The organism is Streptococcus oralis, from assembly GCF_003943385.1.
Taxonomy (GTDB): Bacteria; Bacillota; Bacilli; order Lactobacillales; family Streptococcaceae; genus Streptococcus; species Streptococcus oralis_CA.
Map to the genome: position 1 here is coordinate 103,483 of NZ_RJPI01000002.1, position 22,059 is coordinate 125,541.

The 22,059-nt window shown below is 42.4% G+C and carries 21 protein-coding genes, 1 riboswitch and 1 other annotated feature; of the genes, 4 read left to right on the forward strand and 17 right to left on the reverse strand.

Translation table 11 applies throughout. The features are described 5' to 3' along the window. Positions 1-60: 60 nt before the first annotated feature. Together D8803_RS02300 and D8803_RS02305 are read right to left on the reverse strand one after the other, a co-directional pair. Complete coding sequence (locus D8803_RS02300; protein WP_001055021.1) at positions 61-1,149, reverse strand: AI-2E family transporter; 1,089 nt, start codon at positions 1,147-1,149, stop codon at positions 61-63. 9 nt (positions 1,150-1,158) lie between these two features. Further along, positions 1,159-2,448 (reverse strand): DUF308 domain-containing protein, encoded by a 1,290-nt coding sequence (locus tag D8803_RS02305; RefSeq protein ID WP_131200110.1) that lies wholly within the window; start codon positions 2,446-2,448, stop codon positions 1,159-1,161. Positions 2,449-3,251: 803 nt separating this feature from the next. On the opposite strand from D8803_RS02305, the gene D8803_RS02315 reads away from it, so the two are divergent. Then, positions 3,252-4,397, forward strand: a complete 1,146-nt coding sequence (locus tag D8803_RS02315) for a low temperature requirement protein A (RefSeq protein WP_131200111.1) — start codon at positions 3,252-3,254, stop codon at positions 4,395-4,397. Between the two features lie 48 nt (positions 4,398-4,445). Here the strand turns inward: D8803_RS02315 and D8803_RS02320 are convergent, their stop codons facing one another. Next, positions 4,446-4,901, reverse strand: a complete 456-nt coding sequence (locus D8803_RS02320; RefSeq protein WP_131200112.1) for a GNAT family N-acetyltransferase — start codon at positions 4,899-4,901, stop codon at positions 4,446-4,448. A gap of 69 nt (positions 4,902-4,970) precedes the next feature. On the opposite strand from D8803_RS02320, the gene D8803_RS02325 reads away from it, so the two are divergent. Then, positions 4,971-5,630 (forward strand): prepilin peptidase, encoded by a 660-nt coding sequence (locus D8803_RS02325; protein WP_131200113.1) that lies wholly within the window; start codon positions 4,971-4,973, stop codon positions 5,628-5,630. Here D8803_RS02325 and trpA read toward each other — a convergent pair. The 14 genes from trpA to D8803_RS02400 form a co-directional block, all read right to left on the reverse strand. Next, positions 5,602-6,378: a tryptophan synthase subunit alpha gene (trpA, locus tag D8803_RS02330; protein WP_131200114.1), complete on the reverse strand. Its 777-nt coding sequence runs from the start codon at positions 6,376-6,378 to the stop codon at positions 5,602-5,604. The two genes, D8803_RS02325 and trpA, sit on opposite strands and share 29 nt — an antisense overlap. Then, positions 6,371-7,594, reverse strand: coding sequence for a tryptophan synthase subunit beta (trpB, locus tag D8803_RS02335; protein WP_131200115.1), 1,224 nt, complete (start codon positions 7,592-7,594; stop codon positions 6,371-6,373). Before trpB (D8803_RS02335) ends, trpA begins: the two co-directional genes overlap by 8 nt. Next, positions 7,572-8,171: a phosphoribosylanthranilate isomerase gene (locus D8803_RS02340; protein WP_190316789.1), complete on the reverse strand. Its 600-nt coding sequence runs from the start codon at positions 8,169-8,171 to the stop codon at positions 7,572-7,574. The genes trpB (D8803_RS02335) and D8803_RS02340 overlap by 23 nt, the downstream gene beginning before the upstream one ends. Then, complete coding sequence (gene trpC, locus D8803_RS02345) at positions 8,158-8,925, reverse strand: indole-3-glycerol phosphate synthase TrpC (protein WP_131200117.1); 768 nt, start codon at positions 8,923-8,925, stop codon at positions 8,158-8,160. The genes D8803_RS02340 and trpC overlap by 14 nt, the downstream gene beginning before the upstream one ends. Then, complete coding sequence (gene trpD / locus D8803_RS02350; protein WP_131200118.1) at positions 8,922-9,926, reverse strand: anthranilate phosphoribosyltransferase; 1,005 nt, start codon at positions 9,924-9,926, stop codon at positions 8,922-8,924. Before trpD ends, trpC begins: the two co-directional genes overlap by 4 nt. Positions 9,927-9,936: 10 nt before the next feature. Beyond that, positions 9,937-10,503 (reverse strand): aminodeoxychorismate/anthranilate synthase component II, encoded by a 567-nt coding sequence (locus D8803_RS02355; RefSeq protein WP_084946320.1) that lies wholly within the window; start codon positions 10,501-10,503, stop codon positions 9,937-9,939. Continuing rightward, positions 10,500-11,861 carry an anthranilate synthase component I gene (trpE, locus tag D8803_RS02360; RefSeq protein WP_131200119.1) on the reverse strand — a complete coding sequence of 454 codons (1,362 nt, stop codon included), beginning with the start codon at positions 11,859-11,861 and terminating at the stop codon, positions 10,500-10,502. The genes D8803_RS02355 and trpE overlap by 4 nt, the downstream gene beginning before the upstream one ends. Before the next feature lie 71 nt (positions 11,862-11,932). Continuing rightward, positions 11,933-12,164 (reverse strand) — a binding site (T-box leader). Further along, positions 12,155-13,333, reverse strand: coding sequence for a tryptophan synthase subunit beta (trpB, locus tag D8803_RS02365; protein ID WP_045592556.1), 1,179 nt, complete (start codon positions 13,331-13,333; stop codon positions 12,155-12,157). (Overlaps the previous feature by 10 nt.) Before the next feature lie 332 nt (positions 13,334-13,665). Then, positions 13,666-14,895: a DegT/DnrJ/EryC1/StrS family aminotransferase gene (locus tag D8803_RS02375; protein ID WP_131200121.1), complete on the reverse strand. Its 1,230-nt coding sequence runs from the start codon at positions 14,893-14,895 to the stop codon at positions 13,666-13,668. Between the two features lie 41 nt (positions 14,896-14,936). Continuing rightward, positions 14,937-15,629, reverse strand: coding sequence for a sugar transferase (locus D8803_RS02380; RefSeq protein ID WP_131200122.1), 693 nt, complete (start codon positions 15,627-15,629; stop codon positions 14,937-14,939). A 103-nt stretch (positions 15,630-15,732) separates the two neighbouring features. After that, positions 15,733-17,475 carry an ABC transporter ATP-binding protein gene (locus D8803_RS02385; protein ID WP_131200123.1) on the reverse strand — a complete coding sequence of 581 codons (1,743 nt, stop codon included), beginning with the start codon at positions 17,473-17,475 and terminating at the stop codon, positions 15,733-15,735. After that, positions 17,465-19,210 carry an ABC transporter ATP-binding protein gene (locus D8803_RS02390; RefSeq protein ID WP_131200124.1) on the reverse strand — a complete coding sequence of 582 codons (1,746 nt, stop codon included), beginning with the start codon at positions 19,208-19,210 and terminating at the stop codon, positions 17,465-17,467. Before D8803_RS02390 ends, D8803_RS02385 begins: the two co-directional genes overlap by 11 nt. Positions 19,211-19,264: 54 nt before the next feature. Further along, positions 19,265-19,900 carry a DUF421 domain-containing protein gene (locus D8803_RS02395; protein ID WP_131200125.1) on the reverse strand — a complete coding sequence of 212 codons (636 nt, stop codon included), beginning with the start codon at positions 19,898-19,900 and terminating at the stop codon, positions 19,265-19,267. Further along, complete coding sequence (locus tag D8803_RS02400) at positions 19,897-20,352, reverse strand: DUF3290 family protein (protein WP_033606256.1); 456 nt, start codon at positions 20,350-20,352, stop codon at positions 19,897-19,899. Before D8803_RS02400 ends, D8803_RS02395 begins: the two co-directional genes overlap by 4 nt. A 133-nt stretch (positions 20,353-20,485) precedes the next feature. Here D8803_RS02400 and D8803_RS02405 point away from each other — a divergent pair, with 133 nt between their 5' ends. Further along, positions 20,486-21,313, forward strand: coding sequence for an exodeoxyribonuclease III (locus tag D8803_RS02405; protein WP_033606285.1), 828 nt, complete (start codon positions 20,486-20,488; stop codon positions 21,311-21,313). An 11-nt stretch (positions 21,314-21,324) separates the two neighbouring features. After that, positions 21,325-21,711, forward strand: coding sequence for a bleomycin resistance protein (locus D8803_RS02410; protein WP_131200126.1), 387 nt, complete (start codon positions 21,325-21,327; stop codon positions 21,709-21,711). Between the two features lie 132 nt (positions 21,712-21,843). After that, positions 21,844-21,939: riboswitch (purine riboswitch) on the forward strand. The last annotated feature ends 120 nt before the right edge of the window (positions 21,940-22,059 follow it).

The following is a 22,059-nucleotide window of genomic DNA, read 5'->3' on the forward strand; positions in this document are numbered from 1 at the left end:
ATAAAAGAGAAGAGAATCTCTCACTCTCTTCTCAGTATATCTTATTAAATTTAGTTTTTCTTAATCTAGCTGATTTTCCTTTGCAACGACAAATTCCTTAACCAATCGATAGATAACAGCAAATATCGGTGTAAAGAATATCATCCCAAGTAAGCCAAAGAGATTGCCTCCAATACTAGCAGCCGCAAGCGTGAAAATAGCTGGCAAACCAATAGACTGACCTACAACTCTAGGATAAATAAGGTTTCCTTCAATCAGCTGTATAACTTGATATAGAAGAAGAGAAAGTAAGGCTTGAGTAGGACTCACTGTGAAGATAAAAATCGCTCCCACAACACAAGCAATCATAGGCCCTACATAAGGAATGAACGATAGCACTCCTGCAAAGATACCTGTCATTACTCCATAGGGTATCCCAAACACGCTGTAACCAACCGCTATCATAACTCCTATGATAACTGCTTCAATCAGCTGACTCATCAAAAATTGGTCATAAGTCTCTAGTGCTACTTGTCCAATGTAAGTCAACTTTATCACCACCTTCTCTGGAAGAAAAACTTTTAGAAGTCGACTCGTCATCGCTGCCAAATGTTCCTTACTGGATAAAAATGAAAAGGTGAAGACTATAATCAAAAAGGCATTCATCAAACTTGAAAAAATATTGCCGATATTACTAGTCAGACCTGATAAAAAACCTATCAAAGCTTGGCTAATAGAACTAGATTGTCCCTGTATGCCTGATACGATAGTTGACAACATGTCTTTGGTTACAAATTCCGAGCTGCCTAGCAATTTCCCAAGTTGAGTAAGGACTGTTGAAAGGACTGTTCCCAGCTGACTAATAGTCTGGGCTAGGGTTGGCAGCACCAAAACCAAAAGAGCAATCACGATTAAGATAAGAGCTAGGAAAACAAGTACCATGGCAATCGGACGACGCAACTCTGCCTTTACCTTCAATTTAACTAAGTACTGTTCAATTTTTTTCATAGGAACATTAAGCACAAAAGCAATAACAGCACCATAAATCAAGGTTGATATTACATCAAAGAGAGAGATTGCTCCTGATATAAAGCTCGATGCATTCAGAATTACAAGAGCAACCAGCCCTATAAAAAGTATTAACGGGGTGTATTTTTTTACTAAGTTCATAAATTCTCATTAATAAACATGTTTAGATACGACTATACTATTTGGTTTTTCAAACTCTCGGTCAAGGTAGGCTTGGTAAGTTCCTGGAGCGATAAATCCTTTGGGTGAGAGGATATCGGTGCCAGCCTGACCGACTATGGTATCAGCCAAGAGCACACAGTTTGTAGATAAGACAAAGTAGGATTTAAACTTAGATTTGATAAATTTATAAAGTTCCCCATCTGTCTCATGTCTGATTTTATAAGCGTAGGTGTAGTCTTCCTTACCATCACCTGTCATGATTTTATCTGCACTTGGCTCCCATGGAATCGTCAGTTGTTTCAATTCAGCCAACTTTTTCTGAACTGCTTTTTCCATTTCAGGCGTCAAATCTATCCCATAACCAAAAAGCGTTTTTTGACTCTCACGTTTACATAGGTCAATGTACTTGTCACGATCACAGAAATATAAGACACCATCTCCTACCATGCCAAATAAGGTCTCAGAAGACGGATCATAGTTGCCATAAGAAATAACACGGCCTTGATAGCAGATATCCACATGACCAATTGCCGAAAACAGAGAGGTCTCAGCTGTATGAACAAAAATTTCTAGCTCTGCTGTCTTACCAGACTTCACTATTCCAAGATGGATATCTTCTTCCTCATCAGCATTTTCCAGCATAAATTTGTTAACTTTTGCTAAAGTTCTTGCAGGGATGAGAGCGGCTAGGACAATAGGTAAGCTAATTCTAATACGACGTTTGAGATGGTTTTTCCCAATTTCCCCTTCAAATAAGAAACCGTCACGGATATTGGACAGACCATAAAGGAAAAAATAAGCCCCTAAAACAAAGAGTTGAAAGACAGAATTTCCCGTAGAGGACAAAAGACTAGCTCCACCAAGAAAAACTAGTAGAATACCATCTAGTAAGAGACGAAAACGAGGTCGAATATTATTTTTACGGTAGAGAACATAGGTGACAAGATTAATCGTGGCCCTAAAAATCTGATAAACTCCAATCACAAGAGCCAGAACATAAATCGGTATATCAGTCGCAAGATTAGAACCTAGCAAATATCCCAGCACTAACAATTTAACCAGTGCAACTCCCAAGGTATCCGTTGACTGGCTTTTTTTGAAAACTCGTAATAGCAAATCTACGACCGTTGCTATCCAAGCTAAAAACAGAGCCAGTCGAATAATCGTTACTGGCAACCAAGTCCCCGTGACCATCAAGATAAGACCTAGCAGAACAAACAAGAAACCCTGAGCAAGTAATTTCTTACCTGTCAGACCTAAAGAGAGAATTTTCCCCATATAAAAACCTTTCAACAATAAAAATTAAGCCCTTTGATTAAACTGACTGGTAAATAGCCAACGGCACAAACAGTCTGTACCAGGCAGACATAGCGATTAGCAATGACTGTAGTAATGTCACCATCTTGTCTTATGCACTTCTAAAATTNGTTTTATTGATTCGAAAACAAAGCTAATAAAAATTAACTAAACTTGAGAGATAAGTACAATTGAGACGAAAAAATGTATAACCAATTCAACTTGTTAAGGTAAGAAAGCATTATTTCCAATCTATTAATTATTCATCTATTACCTATTATGACACAATATTCCCTATAGTTCAACTTTTTACTTGTTTTTATATTACACGGACTAAAAAGTTTTCAACAGTTGATTGCATGTGTTTTAATAAGTTTTAACCTTTCTTGGTTAGATAAAAAAAGAACCATACAGTTTAGAATCTGTATGGTTTTTGCCCCACTTTTGTCCCATTTTTAAATCATGACATTGAAAATACCTAAAATCACTTATATTTCAATATTTTTAATTGCTCTCAATATGAAAGTCCTTTCCAAATCCCTGTAGGGGGCATCTAAATCAACAGGAAAAAGCCTTGGAATCAAGGCTTTTTTGTGTAGTCTTAGCACTAAAAAACGATAGAAAAAACACCCCTTCTGAACTGCACCCCAAAAGTTAGACAGAAAAAACCTAACTTTTGTGGCGCAGTTCATTCGCGTCACATGAAGTTATTTAAGCATCTCCTTTTTTTTTATTACCATTTTCTGTTATAATAAATTGTACTTCTAAAATAGAAAGGTCTTAAGATGACAACTCTTGTTAAACATAAACGTGTAGAATTTTCAGAACTTTTTTATGACCTAGTTTTTGTTTTTGCAATTTCAAAAGTAACTACTTTAATTGAGCATCTTCATAACGGTATTTTGACTTGGAATTCTTTCCTTGATTTTTTCATGGCTGTCTTGCTTCTCACTGATTCATGGATGATTCAAACCGTTTATACCAATCGCTATGGAAAGAACTCTTTATTTAACATGGTAATCATGTTTATCAAAATGGGACTTTTACTCTTTATAGCCAATATGATTGGACCTGATTGGCAACAATATTTTCATTATCTCTGTTGGGCTATTGGTACATTAACCCTTACCTTATTTTTTCAATATTTGGTTGAGTTTTTTAAAAAATCAACCGATAATGTTCATAGGGAAAGTATCAAAGGTTTTCTATGGATAACAGGTCTACGAAGTTTAGAAATCTATCTAGTAGCTCTTCTTCCTATTTACATTGGAGTCTATATCCTTTATGCTAGTATTCTGCTAACATTTATTACGCCAAGTATCTTGCTTAATAAAGATAAGCATTACCAGGTAAATCTTCCCCATTTAATCGAGCGCATCTCCCTTCTTGTCATTATTACGTTTGGAGAGATGATTACGAATCTAGCTAACTTCTTTACAATCGAGAATTTCTCGATTTATTCGGTTCTTTATTTCATTATTATGATTTCTCTGTTCTTGTTTTATTTTGGTCAATTCGACCATGCTATTGATGAAAAATCTAATCAAAAGGGACTATTTCTAATTTACAGTCACTATCCTATTTTCATTGGACTTATGATGATGATTGTATCGATGAGTTTTCTTCAGAATCCTGAAGCTAATCGTCTCTTTGCAACCAGCTTCTCTTATATCGGATTTGGCCTCTTTCAAGCTGCTGTCCTAGTAAATGGGCCCTATAACAAACACTATCTTCGCTATTCGAAAAGTTACTACTGTGTCCAAGCGACACTCTATCTGGCTGCCTTTATTCTCTCTTTAATCTTTGCTTCTAATCCTATAATAGTAGTGAGTATAACAACCATTTTAGCTCTAGCTATAGCCATTCATTTTATTTATTTTTATATGACACAGAATAAAAAATATTCCAAATCTAACTGGGGGTTCTTTTAATGAGTTTATAACATAAAAAAGCTTTGGGAACCAAGGCTTTTTTGATTTCTATCTAAACTTTTTCATGATGTATTTTCGTATAGGTGTTTCAACCATTTGAACGATTTCAAATCCTTCTTTTTGGTAAAGCTTGTAAGCTGTTTGATTTGCCTCGTAGACATTTAGAGAAATAGTATCTATGTCTTCATTTTCAAAGGCCAAACTAACAAATTTCCTTAAAGCCTGGCTACCTAAGCCTTGCCCCTGTTTCTGAGGGTTGATAAAAAATCTCCCGATATGAAGATTCCTGTCTTCTAGTCTGATTTTCTGGATAAGCCCCACAAACTCTTGTCCATCAAAGATTGAAAAGATTCCTTCCAAATCTTGCAAGATTTGAATTGTTAAGGGAAAAGGAATCATTGTTCCCATCCATTGTTCTTGAAAGGATTTGCCAAGGGAATTGGACCATTGGCATACGAGTTGAGCGTTTTCTGTGCTCACATTTTCTTCAAAACGAATCATCATCTTGACCTCACTATCTTATCTATGTTTCTTTATTATACTACTTCTTCTATTTTTTACGAATAGATAAGTATGATTGATCTTTATTTTTTTCTTGTCGGAAGCATTCTCGCTTCTTTCTTGGGTTTGGTCATTGACCGTTTTCCTGAGCAATCCATTATTCGACCAGCTAGCCACTGCAATTCCTGTCAGACTCGCTTGCGTCCGCTAGATTTGATTCCTATCCTTTCGCAGGTGGTTAATCGCTTTCGCTGTCGCTACTGCAAGATTCACTATCCTATCTGGTATGCCCTTTTTGAACTCGGCTTAGGACTACTTTTTCTGACTTGGTCATGGGGTTGGATTTCCTTGGGTCAAGTCATCCTCATCACTGCTGGCTTGACCTTGGGCATTTACGACTTTCGCCATCAGGAATATCCTTTACTAGTCTGGATGACTTTCCACCTAATCCTCATGGCCTTCTGTGGTTGGAATCTGGTCATGGTCTTCTTCCTTATTCTTGGAATCATGGCTCATTTTATTGATATCCGTATGGGAGCAGGGGATTTTCTCTTTCTGGCTTCTTGTGCTCTCGTCTTTAGCGCGACCGAATTACTCATCTTGATTCAGTTCGCTTCTGCGACGGGCATTCTGGCCTTTCTCCTGCAAAAGAAAAAGGAAAGACTTCCTTTTGTGCCTTTCCTATTACTCGCTGCTTGTGTGATTATTTTTGGTAAGCTACTGCTTGTTTGATAAAGTCCTGAATCGGCTCTCCTTCATGGAGGGCTTTTACGATTTTTGAACCGACGATAACGCCATCTGACACCGCATTGAAGCGTTCTACGTCTTCTTGACTAGACACACCAAATCCTGTCAAGACTGGGATATCGGCCACTTGATGAAGTCGCGCCAAGTGCTTGTCCAAGTCTGCACGGTAATTGCCTGATTTCCCTGTCACCCCGTTAATAGCAACGGCATAGACAAATCCTTCTGCTCCCTTGATCAACTCTTTTTGGCGCTCAAGTCCAGTCGTCAAACTAACTAGGGGAATCAAGGCCATGTCTGTGTCTGCCAAAAATGGTTCTACAAAGTTGGCATGCTCATGAGGAAGGTCTGGAATAATCAAGCCCTTGACCGCTGTATCTGCCAGATTTTTGACAAATTTCTCAACACCGTATTGAAAGAGAGGGTTAAAGTAGGTCATGATGACAAGCGGGATTTCTGTTTCAATGGTTTTCAAGGTTTCAACCAAAGCCTGGGTAGAGGTTCCGCGAGCTAGACTGCGCAAGCCTGCTTCTTCGATAACTGGACCATCTGCAACTGGGTCTGAGAAAGGAACTCCCACTTCAATAGCTGAAACACCCAAATCTTCTAAAAAGTGGATTGTTTCACCGAGACCATCCAAACCTTTCTCATGGTCCCCAGCCATGATATAAGGAACAAAAATTCCTTTTCCAGCTGCTTTGATAGCGTTCAATTTTTCTGTTAAAGTCTTAGGCATGGGCTTCTCCCTTCTTTGCTGCATCTGCTTCCAAGCGGTCTTTGACTTGAACTACATCCTTGTCCCCACGACCGGATAGGCAGACAATTATAGACTTGTCTGGACCAAGTTCTTTGGCCAATTTCACTGCAAAGGCAATGGCGTGGCTTGATTCCAAGGCTGGGATAATTCCTTCCACACGAGACAAGAGTTGGAATCCTTCCAAGGCTTCTTCGTCCGTCACAGGAACATAGCTGGCACGTTTGATATCATGATAGTGAGAATGTTCTGGACCGATACCAGGGTAGTCCAAACCTGCTGAGATAGAGAAGGCTTCAAGAATTTGACCATGGGCATCTTGGAGCACATCCATAAGAGAACCGTGGAGGACACCTGGACGACCCTTAGTCAAAGTTGCTGCGTGGTGCTCTGTATCCACACCAAGTCCAGCTGCTTCAGCCCCATACATAGCTACTGACTCATCTTCTACGAATGGATGGAAGAGACCAATGGCATTAGAACCACCACCAACACAAGCTACTAGGGCATCTGGTAAGTCTTGTCCTGTCAAGTCACGGTACTGTTGTTTGGCTTCTCGACCAATCACACTTTGGAAGTCACGGACGATTTCTGGGAATGGATGAGGTCCCAAGGCAGAACCAAGGATATAGTGGGTATCATCGATATTTGCCACCCATGAACGAAGGGCCGCATTGACCGCGTCCTTGAGCACGCGCGAACCATCTGTCACAGCCTCGACCTTGGCTCCCAAAAGCTCCATACGGAAGACATTAAGAGCTTGTCGTTTGACATCTTCCTCACCCATGTAGATGGTACATTCCATGTTGAAGAGGGCTGCAGCTGTTGCAGTTGCCACACCGTGCTGACCAGCACCTGTTTCAGCGATAATTTTCTTTTTTCCCATACGTTTAGCGAGAAGAACTTGCCCTAAGGCATTATTAATCTTGTGGGCCCCTGTATGGTTGAGGTCTTCCCGTTTGAGATAAATCTTGGCTCCGCCGATATGCTGGGTCAAGTTTTTTGCATAGTAAAGAGGAGTTTCACGTCCTACGTACTGGCGCAAGAGTTGGTTTAATTCCTCTTGGAAACTTGGGTCTGCCTGACTTTCACGGTAGGCTTTCTCCAACTCCAAAACTGCTGTCATCAATGTTTCTGGGACGAAACGTCCGCCGAATTTTCCGTAAAATCCATCTTTATTTGGTTCTTGATATGCCATACTTTACCCTCTCTATAAATCTTCTAATCTTTTCATGATCTTTTTGTCCATCTGTCTCCACTCCGCTTGATACATCTACTGCATAGGGAGTAAAGTGTTGAATTGCTTTTGCTACATTGTCTTCCTTTAGCCCACCTGCTATAAAGAAGGGCTGAGCTAATCCCGTCGTATCCAGTTGACCCCAGTCAAAGGTCTGGCCACTCCCTGCCACAGGTGCATCAAAGAGGAGATAATCTGCCTGAGAACTTGGCACGTGACCATCTCCATCCACCTGCACAGCCTGAATGCTGGCACAAGGCAAATCCTCAAACAAATCATCTGCCACTCGACCGTGAACCTGTACCAAATCCAATCCAACCTTTTCAATCGCATCTAGTAATTCTTCCCGACTTGGTGAAACAAATACACCAACCTTCTTAATGTTCACAGGAATGAGCTTTGCCAGCTCAGCAGCCTCTTCCAAGGTCACCTGTCTTTTACTAGGTGCGAAGACAAAACCGATATAATCCGCCCCTGCTGATACGGCTGTTTCTACCGCTTCTTTAGTCGATAGTCCACAAATCTTAACCTTTGTCAATCTGTAACTCCTTGATTCTCTGGGCCACATCTTCTGCCTGCATGAGAGCTGTTCCTACCAAAATTCCGTTAAAGTAGGGTGAAACTCGTTTCGCATCTGACTCTGTAAAAATAGCAGATTCAGAAATGTAATAGCGACCTTCCTCAAAGTGCTGGGCCAAGTCTACACTGGTCTGTAAGTCGACCTCAAAGGTGGTCAAGTTGCGGTTGTTAACCCCAATAATCTCAGCACCAAGCCTGTGGGCCACTTCTAGTTCAGCTAGATTGTGGGTCTCCACCAAGACTTCCAGACCAAGCTCTGTCGCGTAGTCATAGAGTTCCTTGAGGCGTTCTTCTGACAAGGCAGCCACGATGAGCAAGATGACTGTCGCACCTGCATTGCGAGCACGGATGATTTGCTTTTCGTCAATAATAAAGTCCTTGTTGAGCGTCGGAATCTGCACCTGACTGGAGATCTCTCGTAGATAATCCAAATGCCCTTTAAAGAAGACTTCATCTGTCAAAACAGAAATCATCACTGCTCCGTTCGCTTCATAAGTCTGGGCCTGTTGCACAATATCCACATCGAGATTGATATCTCCCAGACTAGGGCTAGCTTTCTTGACCTCAGCGATTACCTGCAAGCGGTCTTGGTGATTCTTCAAAAATTCAGCCAAGCGATAGGTCTGGCGCAAGGGCTGGATTTGCTCCAGCTCCATCTGCTCGACCTCACGCGCCTTCTGCTCTAAAATTCGTGCTAAAAATTCCTGACTCATTTTTGGTGCTCCTGTAACAGTCTGAGTTTTTCAAGGGCCTTGCCACTAGCAATCACTTGACGGGCCAAGGCTACTCCTTCCTTGATACTAGCTACCTTGCCATTGGCATAAAAGCCAAGACCTGCATTTAGAACTGTCGTTTCCAAGAATGGACTTGGTTCGTTTTGAAGAACGCTGAGCAAAATTTCTGCATTTTCCTGAGCATTCCCTCCACGAATATCTTCGATAGCGTAGCGTTCCATCCCCAAATCCTCTGGAGTAAAGCTTGACAAGGTGATTTCGCCATTTTCAAGAAGAGCAATCTTGGTTGTTCCGTTCAAGCCAGCTTCATCTAGCCCTTCTGGTCCAGCAACCACGATGGCACGTTTGCGACCCATATTTTTCAAAACCTGAGCGGTACTTTCTAGCAGTTCTGGACGACTAATACCAAGAAGCTGTGTTTCCAAAGCCATTGGGTGAATCAGTGGACCAGTCAAGTTCATGATTGTTGGAATTCCCAATTCCAAACGAGCTGGCATGATGTATTTCATAGCTGGGTGCATATTTTTAGCAAAGAGAAAGACGATTCCAGTTTTATCGAAAACCTTACCTAGTTCAGCTGGTTTGAGGTCAAGGTTGATACCCAAGGCTTGAAGGACGTCTGCCGAACCTGATTTAGAAGAAATCGAGCGATTACCATGCTTAGCCATATGAATGCTGCCACCAGCCAAGACAAAGGTTGCAGTTGTTGAGATGTTAAAGCTGAAGGACTTGTCTCCACCAGTACCACAGTTGTCCATGGCATCATGTATCTCAGTTGGAATGTGTTGGGCATGTCCTCTCATGACTTGTGCAATGGCTGTGCGTTCTTCCGGTGTTTCCCCCTTCATCTTAAGAGCTAAAAGGAGAGAAGCAATCTGTGCCTCTGTTACACGTCCAGTTACGATACGCTCAATGACGTCCGTCATTTCCACACCTGATAAATTTTCAAATTTTGCTAATTTTTCAATAATCTCTTTCATCCTAGTTTCCTCACTTTACAACCTTCTCGATAAAATTCCGAATAGAAGACAAGCCATCTGGCGTTCCGATACTCTCTGGATGGTACTGGAAGCCATAAATTGGCAGACCTTTGTGTTGAATTCCCATAATAGCTTGGTCATCAGTCGAACGAGCTGTCACTTCAAAGCCTTCTGGCATTTCTTCAATCAAAATGCTGTGGTAACGCATGACTGGACGACCATCCTCAATACCCTGATACAAAACAGATGGCGCTTCAAAGCTGATATGGCTCTGTTTCCCATGCATGACTTTTGGAGCCAAACCTAGCTTCCCACCAAAGACTTCTGCGATGGCTTGGTGACCCAAACAAATGCCTAGAATCGGCTTCTTACCTGCAAAATCACGAATCATATCTTCCATCTTTCCGGCATCCACTGGCCAACCAGGACCGGGAGAAAAAACCAGACCATCTGCTTTTTCAGCTTCTTCATACAGCTTGGGATCGTCATTTCTCAAGACCTGCACTTCTGCAAAATTCCCGATGTATTGCGCCAAGTTATAGGTAAAAGAATCATAGTTGTCAATCAATAAAATCATGGTCTTTGTTCTCCAATTCTAGTCATAGATTTAGCCTTGTTAATGGTTTCTTGGTATTCGTTTTGGGCGATGGAGTCGTAGACAATCCCTGCCCCAGCCTGCACATAGGCTTTTTGATTTTTGAGAATCATAGTTCGGATGGCGATGGCGAAGTCCATATCACCCGTCGCAGACAAGTAGCCGATTGCTCCTGCGTATACGCCTCGTTTTTCCGTTTCCAATTCATAGATGCGTCTCATGGCCCGAATCTTTGGTGCTCCTGAAACTGTTCCAGCTGGAAGTGTTGATTTTAAAGCATCCATAGCAGTGAGTTCTGGAAGCAAACGTCCCTTGACCACGCTGGTCAAATGCATGACATAGCGGAAGAGCTCCACTTCCATATACTTGGTGACTTGGACACTTGCCGTTTCAGAGATGCGACCGATATCATTACGTCCCAAGTCTACCAACATACGATGTTCTGCTGTTTCCTTCTCATCAGAAAGCAGGTCAGTCGCCAAGGCCTTGTCCTCTTCATCCGTAGCCCCTCTTGGTCGCGTACCTGCAATCGGATTGGTAGTTACGATGCCATTTTTGACAGAAACCAAACTTTCAGGACTGGCACCGATGATTTGATAATCACCAAAATCATAGAAATAGAGGTAATTAGATGGATTGGTCACACGAAGATTTCTATAAAAGTCAAATGGATTTCCAGTAACTTCTGCTGAGAAACGCTGACTGAGCACACATTGGAACATATCGCCATTACGAATCAAGTCACGAGCTGTTTCGACCATTTGCTCAAACTTCTGAGGAGCGATATGCGGTTTGAAGTCCAGCGGAGATAAATCCAAGTCTTCAAATTCATTTGGAGCAGGGATGCGTAATTCCTCAAGCACTTGGTTCAAGGCTTTTTCCAAGTCTTCTTGACTACGCTCGCTGTAAAGAGCATCCTCAATGACATGGATTTTTTCCTTCTTGTGATCAAAAACCATGTAGCTCTCATAGACAAAGAAATGCATGTCTGGCGTCCCAATTGTATCTTGAGGAATCTGGCCAATTTCTTCATAAAGAGAAATCATATCGTAACCAACAAAGCCAATGGCTCCCCCACCAAAAGGTAGATCTGAATGGTGCTGACTCTTATGAGTCACTTCATAGAGGTAATCCAAGGGATCCCGATCAATCACTTGACCATTTTGATAAAGAACTCCATTTTCAAACTGAATCTCAAAAATAGGATTATAGGCTAAGATAGAAAAACGAGCTGTTTCTTTGTCTCTCGGAATACTCTCTAAGATAACCTTGTGGTGCCCCTTTAGACGCATATAAGCCAAGATTGGTGATAAGACATCTCCGTGAATGATTCGTTCCATTGTAATTTCCCTTTCAGTTTTACTTCTAGTCCGTGGCGATTGTATGAAAAATCCCCACGCAAAATAACTTGCGTGAGGACGAAATTCGCGGTGCCACCTCAATTATAGGATTTCTCCTATCTCTCATTCCTGTCTCAGAAACCTCCTGTAACAGGCTGTGCGATAAAGGGCACTCCCTTGAGAATTATGTTTTCTTCTCTCGTTTCAGATGGACCCAACCTTACAGCTTTCTCTGCTTGTTTCCAGCAACCACAAGCTCTCTGTGAGAGAAAGGACTGTAATTTTTCCATCTTTTATTTTTTAGCTTCTAGGTAGTCTGCAATCGCAGCTACGTCCTTGTCTCCACGACCAGAGACATTGATGATGATAATCTCATCTTTACTTAGTTTCGGTGCACGTTTAACCGCTTCTGCGATGGCGTGCGAACTTTCAATCGCTGGGATAATCCCTTCAGTCTTGCTGAGAAGGAGCAAGGCTTGAACAGCTTCTTCATCTGTCGCTGCTACGTATTCCACGCGGCCAGAATCTTTGAAGTAGGCGTGTTCTGGGCCAACCCCTGGATAGTCCAAACCAGCTGAGATAGAGTAAACTGGTGCCAGCTCTCCATCTTCCTTAAAGACTGCATAGGTCTTCATACCATCGACAATTCCGACACTACCCTTTGTCATAGTGGCTGCATGCTTGTCTGTGTCAAGCCCGTGACCGGCAGCTTCGACCCCAACCAATTTGACTTCTTCATCAGCCACATACTGTGAAAAAGCACCGATAGCATTGGAACCACCACCTACACAGGCAATAACATAGTCTGGCAAACGTCCTTCTTTTTCCAAGATTTGACGACGTGATTCTTCACTAATCACTTTTTGGAACTCATGAACAATAGTTGGATAAGGGTGAGGCCCCACAGCAGATCCCAAAACGTAGAAGGCTTCAAGGTCATTCATCCATGCTCCAAAGGCTGCATCGACCGCATCCTTAAGAGTTCGTGTCCCTGTTTCAACTGCGTGAACGGTAGCTCCCATCATCTCCATACGGAAAACATTGAGACGTTGACGTTCCACATCCTCTGCCCCCATATAAACATCACAGGCCATACCAAACTTAGCTGCAGCTGCTGCTGTCGCAACACCGTGCTGACCAGCTCCTGTTTCTGCAATCACTCGTTTTTTGCCCATACGTTTGGCAAGAAGAATTTGTCCTAAAACATTGTTGAGCTTGTGAGAACCTAGGTGGTTAAGATCTTCGCGCTTGAGATAAATCTTAGCGCCACCTAAGTGATCTGTCAAACTTTCTGCAAAATAGAGTGGTGTTTCGCGACCTGAATAATCCTTCAAGTAATGGCGAAATTCTGCCAAAAATTCTGGGTCATCCTTGTACTTGTCAAATGTCACTTCCAACTCATCCAACAAAGCCTGAATCGGCTCCGGTACAAAACTACCACCAAATTGTCCAAAATAACCTTTAGTTGTCATAAAAATTTCCTCTTTCAGTATTGATTTCAAGATATGAAAAAAACCCACACACAGAATCCACTTCCGTGTGAGGGCGTTGGTAACGCGGTGCCACCTCAATTATAAAGGGACTATTCCCCTTTACATCTCTGCCTTGTCTAACAACAAGTTGCACTGTAAGGTGTGCGCACCGAATTTTCATTGTTTCAAATTCATTTTTTAAATCAGCCCACTTTCACTATTTTCAACCACCTGTTCACAATCACCACAGGCTCCCTGAAGATCAAAAATAGTTACTTTTCTGATTTGTTGAGAATATTATATGCTATTGTCCGATTTTTGTCAAGATTTTTTTATGATTTTTTTCCAGAACCGAGGATTTCTTCGGAAATTCTCACCAAAGTCTGAACGATGTAATCAACTTCTTCATCGCTTAATTTTGTATGAAGAGGGAGCGTAATTTCATTTTCAAAGAAGGCATAGGCTCTTGGATAATCTGCCATATCAAAACCAAGATTCTTATAGGCTGCCAAGAGAGGAAGCGGTTTATAGTGTACATTACTTGCAATTCCTGCTTTGGCCAATTCTTGGATGATGAGGTTGCGTTCTTCTAAACTTGCTCCTTCTACATGGGTGATGTAGAGGTGGCGTGAAGATTCGACAGTATCAGTCTTGTGTGCCAGTGGGTGAATACGAGTACCCGCAAAACCACGATCATAGCGGTCCACGATGTCCTTACGACGTTGTAGCAAACCAGGGTAACGATCCAATTGTACCAAACCAATCGAAGCCATGATATCCGTCATGTTACACTTGTAGGCTGGCGTTACGATATCGTACTCCCATGAACCCAATTGCATCTTAGCAAGAGCATCCTTAGTTTGACCATGAAGGGAAAGGATTTGGAACTCCTTGTACATCTCTTCATCGTCAATCGCTGGATTGGCTTTCCAAGTCGCACTTCCTCCCTCAGCAGTTGTAAAGTTCTTAACGGCATGGAATGAGAAGGAAGTAAAGTCAGCGATAGAACCAGCTGGTTGCCCTTTATAAGTAGATCCCAAAGCATGGGCACTATCAGAGACAATCACAATACGGTTAAAGGCCTTTTGCCACTTGGTTGAAGCTGTAAAGAGATCACGTTTTTTCTCCACAACTTGGAACAAACGGTCATAGTCACAAACAATCCCTGCAAGCTCAACCGGAATAATCACCTTAGTCTTTTCAGTAATGGCTTGCTCAAGAAGGTCATAGTCCATCTCAAACGTATCTGCTTGGATATCCACCATGACAGGTGTTGCTCCCACGTGAGTGATGACACTACATGAAGCTGTATAGGTCATGGCTGGAACGATGACTTCATCACCAGGTCCCACTTCCAAGACACGTAAAATCAACTCAAGAGCGGCAGTCGCAGAGTTGAGGCAGACAGTCTTAGGTGTCTGTGTGTATTGAGACAAGCGACGCTCCAGTTCTTTTGTCTTAGGACCTGTTGTGATCCAGCCAGAACGTAGGGTATCCGCTACTTCAGCAATTTCAGCTTCTGTAATATCGGGTGGTGAAAATGGAATATTGTAATTTGGCATTTATTTGCTCCTTTTATCTGTACTCATTTTCTCATGACTATTTATTTTAGTACTTCAAACACGGTTTGAAACATGATTTTGATGTCTCCAAGGAAACTAAACTCTCGGAGATAGGCGAGATTATAGCGCATCTTTTCAGGAAGAACATGTTCGACATAGGCTTGGTCAACTGACAGGCCTTTTTCGGTCATTTGACTGATGATAGTGTCCTCATCCTTGTAGTTGATGCTGGCTGGAGAGGTAATCCCTGCGGGTAAGAGCAAGGTCGCCATCACTTCAGGACTATACTGCTCTGTATAGCGTGGCACTTCAGGTCTTGTACCGACAAAAGACATCTCTCCTTTAAGGACATTGACCAACTGAGGCAGTTCGTCCAAACGGATACGGCGGATGAAATTCCCAACTTTGGTAATGCGGCTATCGTTAGCAGAAGTCACCAGACTTCCTTTTTTATCCGCATCCGTCACCATGGTACGGAACTTCCAAATCTTGAACCGACGGTTGTACTGGGTCACGCGCTCTTGCTTGTAAATGACAGGTCCCTTGCTATCCAACTTGATCCAAATGCTCAAGATAAGAAAGATTGGGGAAGTCAAAATCAGTAAAACCAAGGCCAGAATCCAATCCAGACAACGCTTGAAAACCAGCGAACCTTTCCTTTTAGAGACAAGCTGGTAGTAAGACTCAACCTCGCTTGATTGCATTTCCACGGGCAAGTCTTCCCATTTCAGCATGCTGTTTCTCCTTTGTTTTTATTATACTATTTGTCAACATTTTTCATTATACCACAAAATGGAAAAGGCGGTGCAAGAAAGCTGTAATTTGGAGGAATTCTTATTAGGACATGGCCCCTGCCTGCAAGCTATACATCTTATGATAGGTTCCTCCCAAGGCCAAGAGTTCCTCATGGGTTCCACTCTCGATGATTCGCCCCTTGTCCAAAACATAGATACAGTTGGCATCTTGTATAGTTGAAAGGCGATGAGCGATGGCAATGGTCGTCCGCCCCTGTCTCATCTTAGCTAGGGAATCTTGAACCAAACTTTCTGTTTCAGAGTCAATATTGGCTGTCGCTTCATCCAAAATTAAGATTTTAGGCTGACTGGCGACTGTTCTGGCAAAGGCAAGGAGCTGACGCTGTCCAGTAGAAAAGCTCGAACCACGCTCAGAAACAGGAGAGTCGTAACCCTGAGGAAGGTCCTGAATAAAGGAATCTGCATCTACAAAGGTAGCTGCGTCCTTTACTTGATCATCACTGATATCTTGGTACATGGCGATATTGGACTTGATAGTCCCGTGATAGAGGAAGGGATCCTGCAAGACCAGACCGATGTTCTTTCTCAGCTCTTCCTGACTGTAGTTCCTGATATCCACATCATCCAAGAGAACTAGCCCTGACTGAAATTCATAAAAACGCATGAGGACATTAATAATCGAAGATTTCCCCGAACCTGTATGACCTACAAAGGCAATAGTTTCCCCCTTCTTAACTGAAAAGGAAATATCATCCAGGATTTGGTGTTTGCCATCATATGAGAAATACACATGTTCAAAACGAATATTGCCTTCTTTGATTTTGGCTTGCTCATTTTCTTGAAGAGGCTCATAGTTCGTCTCGTCAATCAAGGCAAAAACACGACCTGCAGACACCATGGACGTTTGAAGGGTTGAAAAGTTTTGCGTCACCTCAATCAAGGGATCAAAGAGACGGTTGATATACTGGATAAAGGCATACATGGTTCCGGCCGTTATCCCGATAGAAAGTCCACGGTAGCCAAAGTAGGCCATCAAGACTGTATAGCCTAGGAGTTTCAGCAAACTCATGGCAGGTCTCAAAAAGAGGGCATCCAAGGCTACAGATCGGTTAGCATAGACCAAGTGTTCTTGGTTGATTTCATCAAATTCTGCCTGCAGGCGCTTCTCTTGATTAAAGGCCTGGATAATTCTGATTCCTTCGATGTTTTCTGCCAGCTTACTATTGATATCTGATAAGAGACTTCTGGTTTTCTCGATAATCTTGACTGACTTTTTCCGATAGAGATTGACCAAAAGGAAAATCAAGGGAAGAAAGAGCAAGACTAAAGCTGTCAAACGAAAATCCAGCACCAACATGGTATACAGAGTTGTCAGAAAGATAAAAACTGCTGAAATAAAGCTGGATAAAATCCCCGAAAACATATCACTGATGGTCTCAGTATCATTTGTCAAACGAGAGACGATCGAACCTGCTGGCGTCTTATCAAAATAAGACATGCCGAGCTTCTCCATATTGGCAAAGGCATCGCGACGAATATCCCTAACAATGCTATATGACACCCGCGCAAAGAGAAGATTGCCGACATACTGGACCAGAGTTTGCAGGATATAGAGGCCATAGTAGGCCAGCAAAACGGTCACAGCAAGATGGTTTAGGTTGCTGAGGTACTGGTCGATAAAGTGGGAAGCCACAAGGGGAATGACACTTTTAATGACCGTAGTCGCTAGGAGAAAACTGAGTGCCAAAAAGGTCAGGAGTCCATAGGGCTTGAGATAAGACATCAAGCGCTTCAATACAGTCCATTGTTCTTTCTTATTCTGCATCTTCTTCTCCTTTCATTTCCAGCTGCTGAGACTGGTAGGTTTGGGCATACCAGCCATCCAGGGCTAGCAGTTCTTCATGCGTTCCCCGTTCGATGATTTGGCCATTTTGCAGAACCAAAATCAAATCTGCATGGACAACTGCACTGAGGCGATGGGCCGTTATGATAGTTGTCTTATCCTTCCGCGTCTCCTTGAGATTGTCAATAATCGCATACTCTGTCTTAGCATCCACGGCTGACAAGGAATCATCTAGAATCAAGATATCAGGGTCTAAAATCATAGCCCGACTCATGGCCAGACGTTGCTTTTGACCACCAGAAAGACTAACTCCTTTTTCACCGATCAGCGTATCAAATCCCTGAGGCATGGCTACAATGTCTTGGTAAACTTGGGCTAGCTTAGTCGCTTCCTCAACCGTTGAAAGGGGCAAATTAGGATTTCCAAAACGAACATTGTCTAAGATAGAAGTCGCAAAGAGGAACTGGTCCTGAGGAACATAGCCCATGAGACTGCGAAGGTCCGTCAGACGATAATTCCGAATATCATGACCGTTTAGGTAAATGGCTCCCTTGTCAACATCATACTCACGCAAGAGGAGCTTGATCAAGGATGTTTTCCCAGAGCCTGTCTGCCCGACCAAGCCCAGAGTTTGCCCTTTTTCTAAACTAAAGTGAATAGCAGTCAGTGTTTCCTCATTTTCAAAGGCGAAGCTATCAATAGCATACTCCAAGCGCCCATTTTCAATACCATCCAGAGGAAATTCAGGATCTTTTACAGGTGATTCCTGAGACAAAAGATCCTCAATCCGCTGATAGGACACCTTCCCTCGCTGAGTAATATTAAAGAGGAAACCAATAGCCATAAGAGGCCAAACCAGCATATCCAAGTAGCTGATAAAGGTAACCAGATTTCCAACTGTGATTTGCCCCTCCTGAACCATCAAGGAGCCGACCAAAAGAGTTAAGACATAGGACGAACCAACAAACAAGAGAACCATGGGATCAAAGAGACTATCGTATTTCATGGTTTGGAGATTCTTTTGGAAGGTTAATTCATTGACTGCCTGAAAAGACTCCAGCTCGTCCGCCTGATAACCGAAAGACTTGGTCACTTTGATACCTGATACAGACTCCTGCACCTTGTTATTGAGCTCAGAAAAGGCTGCCTGTGACTCGCCAAAGGCCTTGTGAGTCTTTCTCCCTAGACGACTGGTCGCATAAGCCATGAAAGGCAGGGGTAGAATAGCAACCAAGGTCATCTGCCAAGAAATGCTAAAAAGCATGGTCAGCAGAGTCACCAGAGCCGTGATAGAGGCATCCACCGCAGACATGACCCCACCACCCGCTAGACGAGTCAAGGCATTGATATCGTTGGTTGCGTGAGCCATCAGATCCCCCGTCCGATAGGTCTGATAAAAGGCTGGCGACATCTTGGTAAAGTGTTCAAATAGGCGTGAACGCATAATCTGCCCCAGACGGTAGGAAGTTCCAAGGATATACATGCGCCAAACATAGCGCAGATAGTACATCCCAAAAGCTGCCAGCAGTAGATAAAATAGATTAAGAAGGAGGTCCTGCTGGGTTAATTTCTCCGATGTAATGGCGTCAATCACACGTCCCATAACCATGGGGGGAATGAGATTAAGGACGGAAACCAAGACCAAGGCCACAATCCCGACTAGATAACGGCGCTTTTCTAACTTGAAAAACCACCAGAGTTTTTGAATAATGGACATAAAATCCCTTTCTGATTGCAAATGGAAACCTGAGGCAGAGACCTCAGGTTTTTCTTATTCATAGGTCACGACTGAGACGACACCCTTGTCATACTCAGCGATAAAGATATTGGCCACATTGTCATGCCCTTGTTTGCTGAGATTATCAAGCAACCACTCTTCGCTACGGTCAATATATTCCAAAACATCGACTTGGATCACACCGTCAGTCACAACTGGATACTTAGGATTTTCATCTCCCATTTGGACCACGATGAGTTGGCCATTTTGCTCATGCACAGCTCGTTTGACCTGTTTCATCTGGAAAATTCCTTGGCTACGAAGTTTGAGAGCAACTTCTGCTGCAGACAAACCAACTGAACGACAGGCTTCTGGGTCAATCTGCCCATTTTTGATAAGGAGAGTTGGTTTTCCATCAATCAAGCGTTTGACAAAACGAACATTGTTATTGAGCCACTTGAGGGTCAAGACCAAAATCGTCCACATCATCAAAATCACTGCGTACTGCAGAATGCTGATTGAACTATTGTAAATCACCCCACCGATGATACCACCAAGAACATAGTTCTGAATTTGGTCTATCGCTGAGTTAGGTGCTAGATTCCCCTTTCCTGTCACATTAATAACAAAAACAAGAGAGAAAAGACCCAAGGCCAGTTTGATTAAAATTTCCATATAATTGAGTGTCATTTGTTTACCTCCACCAATTCAATAGCGTCTGTTTGATGCAATTCTAATTTCTCTAAAAGATACTTGTCTGGTTGGCTCCCGTTCATGGCACGATAGAAATTTGAACCTACCTTGATAAGTGCTCCATCAGTGGCTGCAGAAGTATTGACATAAACTTCTGATTTATCCACTCCCAAGTCTTTGGAAACAACCTCTATGAAATGAAGGGAAGTTTGAAATTGGTTGTTAGAGGCTTGATTGGTCTGGTATTTTGAGATTGTTACCAAAAGCATGGCTACCAAGGTCAAGGCCAAAATCATGACCAATTCCCGAAACTTAGTCCCCTTTTTATCTCGATAGGCTTTAAAAGCAAAAAATCCTGTGATAGCTAGGAGCACAATCCCAAAGCCAATCATGATGCCATTTTGCTGACCAATTTGGCTGAGGACATAGTCATATGAGTAAAATTTCATTTATTTTCACTCCCTTTCATAAAATCATTCTTAATTATAAACGAAAGAGAGTGATTTTTCAAGCCATACGTTGGGGAAATGGACCTTTTTTTGGTATAATAAAATCTATAATCTGAATGAAAAAGGTAACTTTATGAAACTCATCTCATGGAATATTGATTCCCTCAATGCTGCCCTAACTAGTGACTCAACTCGTGCCAAATTGTCCCAAGAAGTACTACAAACCTTGGTCGCTGAAAATGCTGATATCATCGCTATCCAAGAAACCAAGCTTTCTGCCAAGGGTCCTACTAAAAAACACTTGGAAATTTTAGCTGAACTCTTTCCAAACTACGAAAACACGTGGCGTTCTTCTCAAGAACCTGCCCGCAAAGGCTATGCTGGAACCATGTTCCTTTATAAGAAAGAACTCACACCCACTGTCACTTTTCCAGAAATCGGTGCCCCTTCTACCATGGACTTAGAAGGTCGCATCATCACTCTAGAATTTGATGAATTTTTCGTGACCCAAGTTTACACTCCAAACGCTGGCGACGGCCTCAAACGTTTGGAAGAACGCCAAGTCTGGGATGTCAAATATGCGGAGTACTTGGCTGAACTAGACAAAGAAAAACCAGTCCTTGCGACCGGTGACTACAATGTAGCCCACAATGAAATTGACCTTGCAAATCCTGCCAGCAACCGCCGTTCACCTGGATTTACCGACGAGGAACGTGCTGGATTTACCAACCTCTTGGCAACTGGATTTACTGACACCTTCCGCCATATTCACGGCGATGTCCCAGAGCGTTATACTTGGTGGGCGCAACGCAGCAAGACTTCTAAAATCAACAATACAGGCTGGAGAATCGACTACTGGCTGACAAGCAACCGCGTGGCTGACAAGGTGACCAAGTCTGATATGATTGACTCCGGTGCTCGCCAAGACCATACGCCGATTGTATTGGAAATTGAACTCTAAGGAGAAAGCTAATGGACTATCAAGCTGTCATTCCTGAATTTGTAGTATCTGACATCGAAAAATCACGCCACTTCTACTGCGACCTGCTAGGATTCTCTGTCGAATACGAGCGTCCAGAGGAGAAATTTCTCTTCCTCTCGCTTGAAGACTGCCAACTTATGCTAGAAGAAGGCAGCGCAGAAGAATTAGCTCAGCTGACCTATCCTTTCGGGCGCGGTGTCAATATTTCCTTTGGCATTGCGGATGTTCCTCAGCTCCACCAAAAACTGCTGGAAGCTGACTATCCTATCCATCGTCCCCTGACAAAAAGAGAATTTCGAGTAGGAGATAGCTTTATTTACCCTCATGAATTTGCGATTTTGGATCCTGATGGTTATTTTATAAGATTTAGCGAATAGAATAATCGAAACCTACAATACTGTGTCGTGTTGTAGGTTTCTGTTTGTTCGCTTTTTTTATCTAAACGCCAACAAAATATTTGATTTCTAAAGCTATTTAGTGTAAAATAATGACATTAACGCTTTGACGTTCTATTATAGTACCATTTTACTTGTTTATGTCGTGAATTGGCACGACGTTTCTACAAGGTGCCGGAACACCTAACAATGAGTATGTCAGCTGAAGGTATGGTGTTGGCCATGCCTATTTTGGGGACTTACTTAGGGGATTAAGTAGGTCCTTTTAAATATTTTTATTAAAGCACGCCTTTAAGTGTAAACTAAATATTTTTAATATTTCCCTTAATT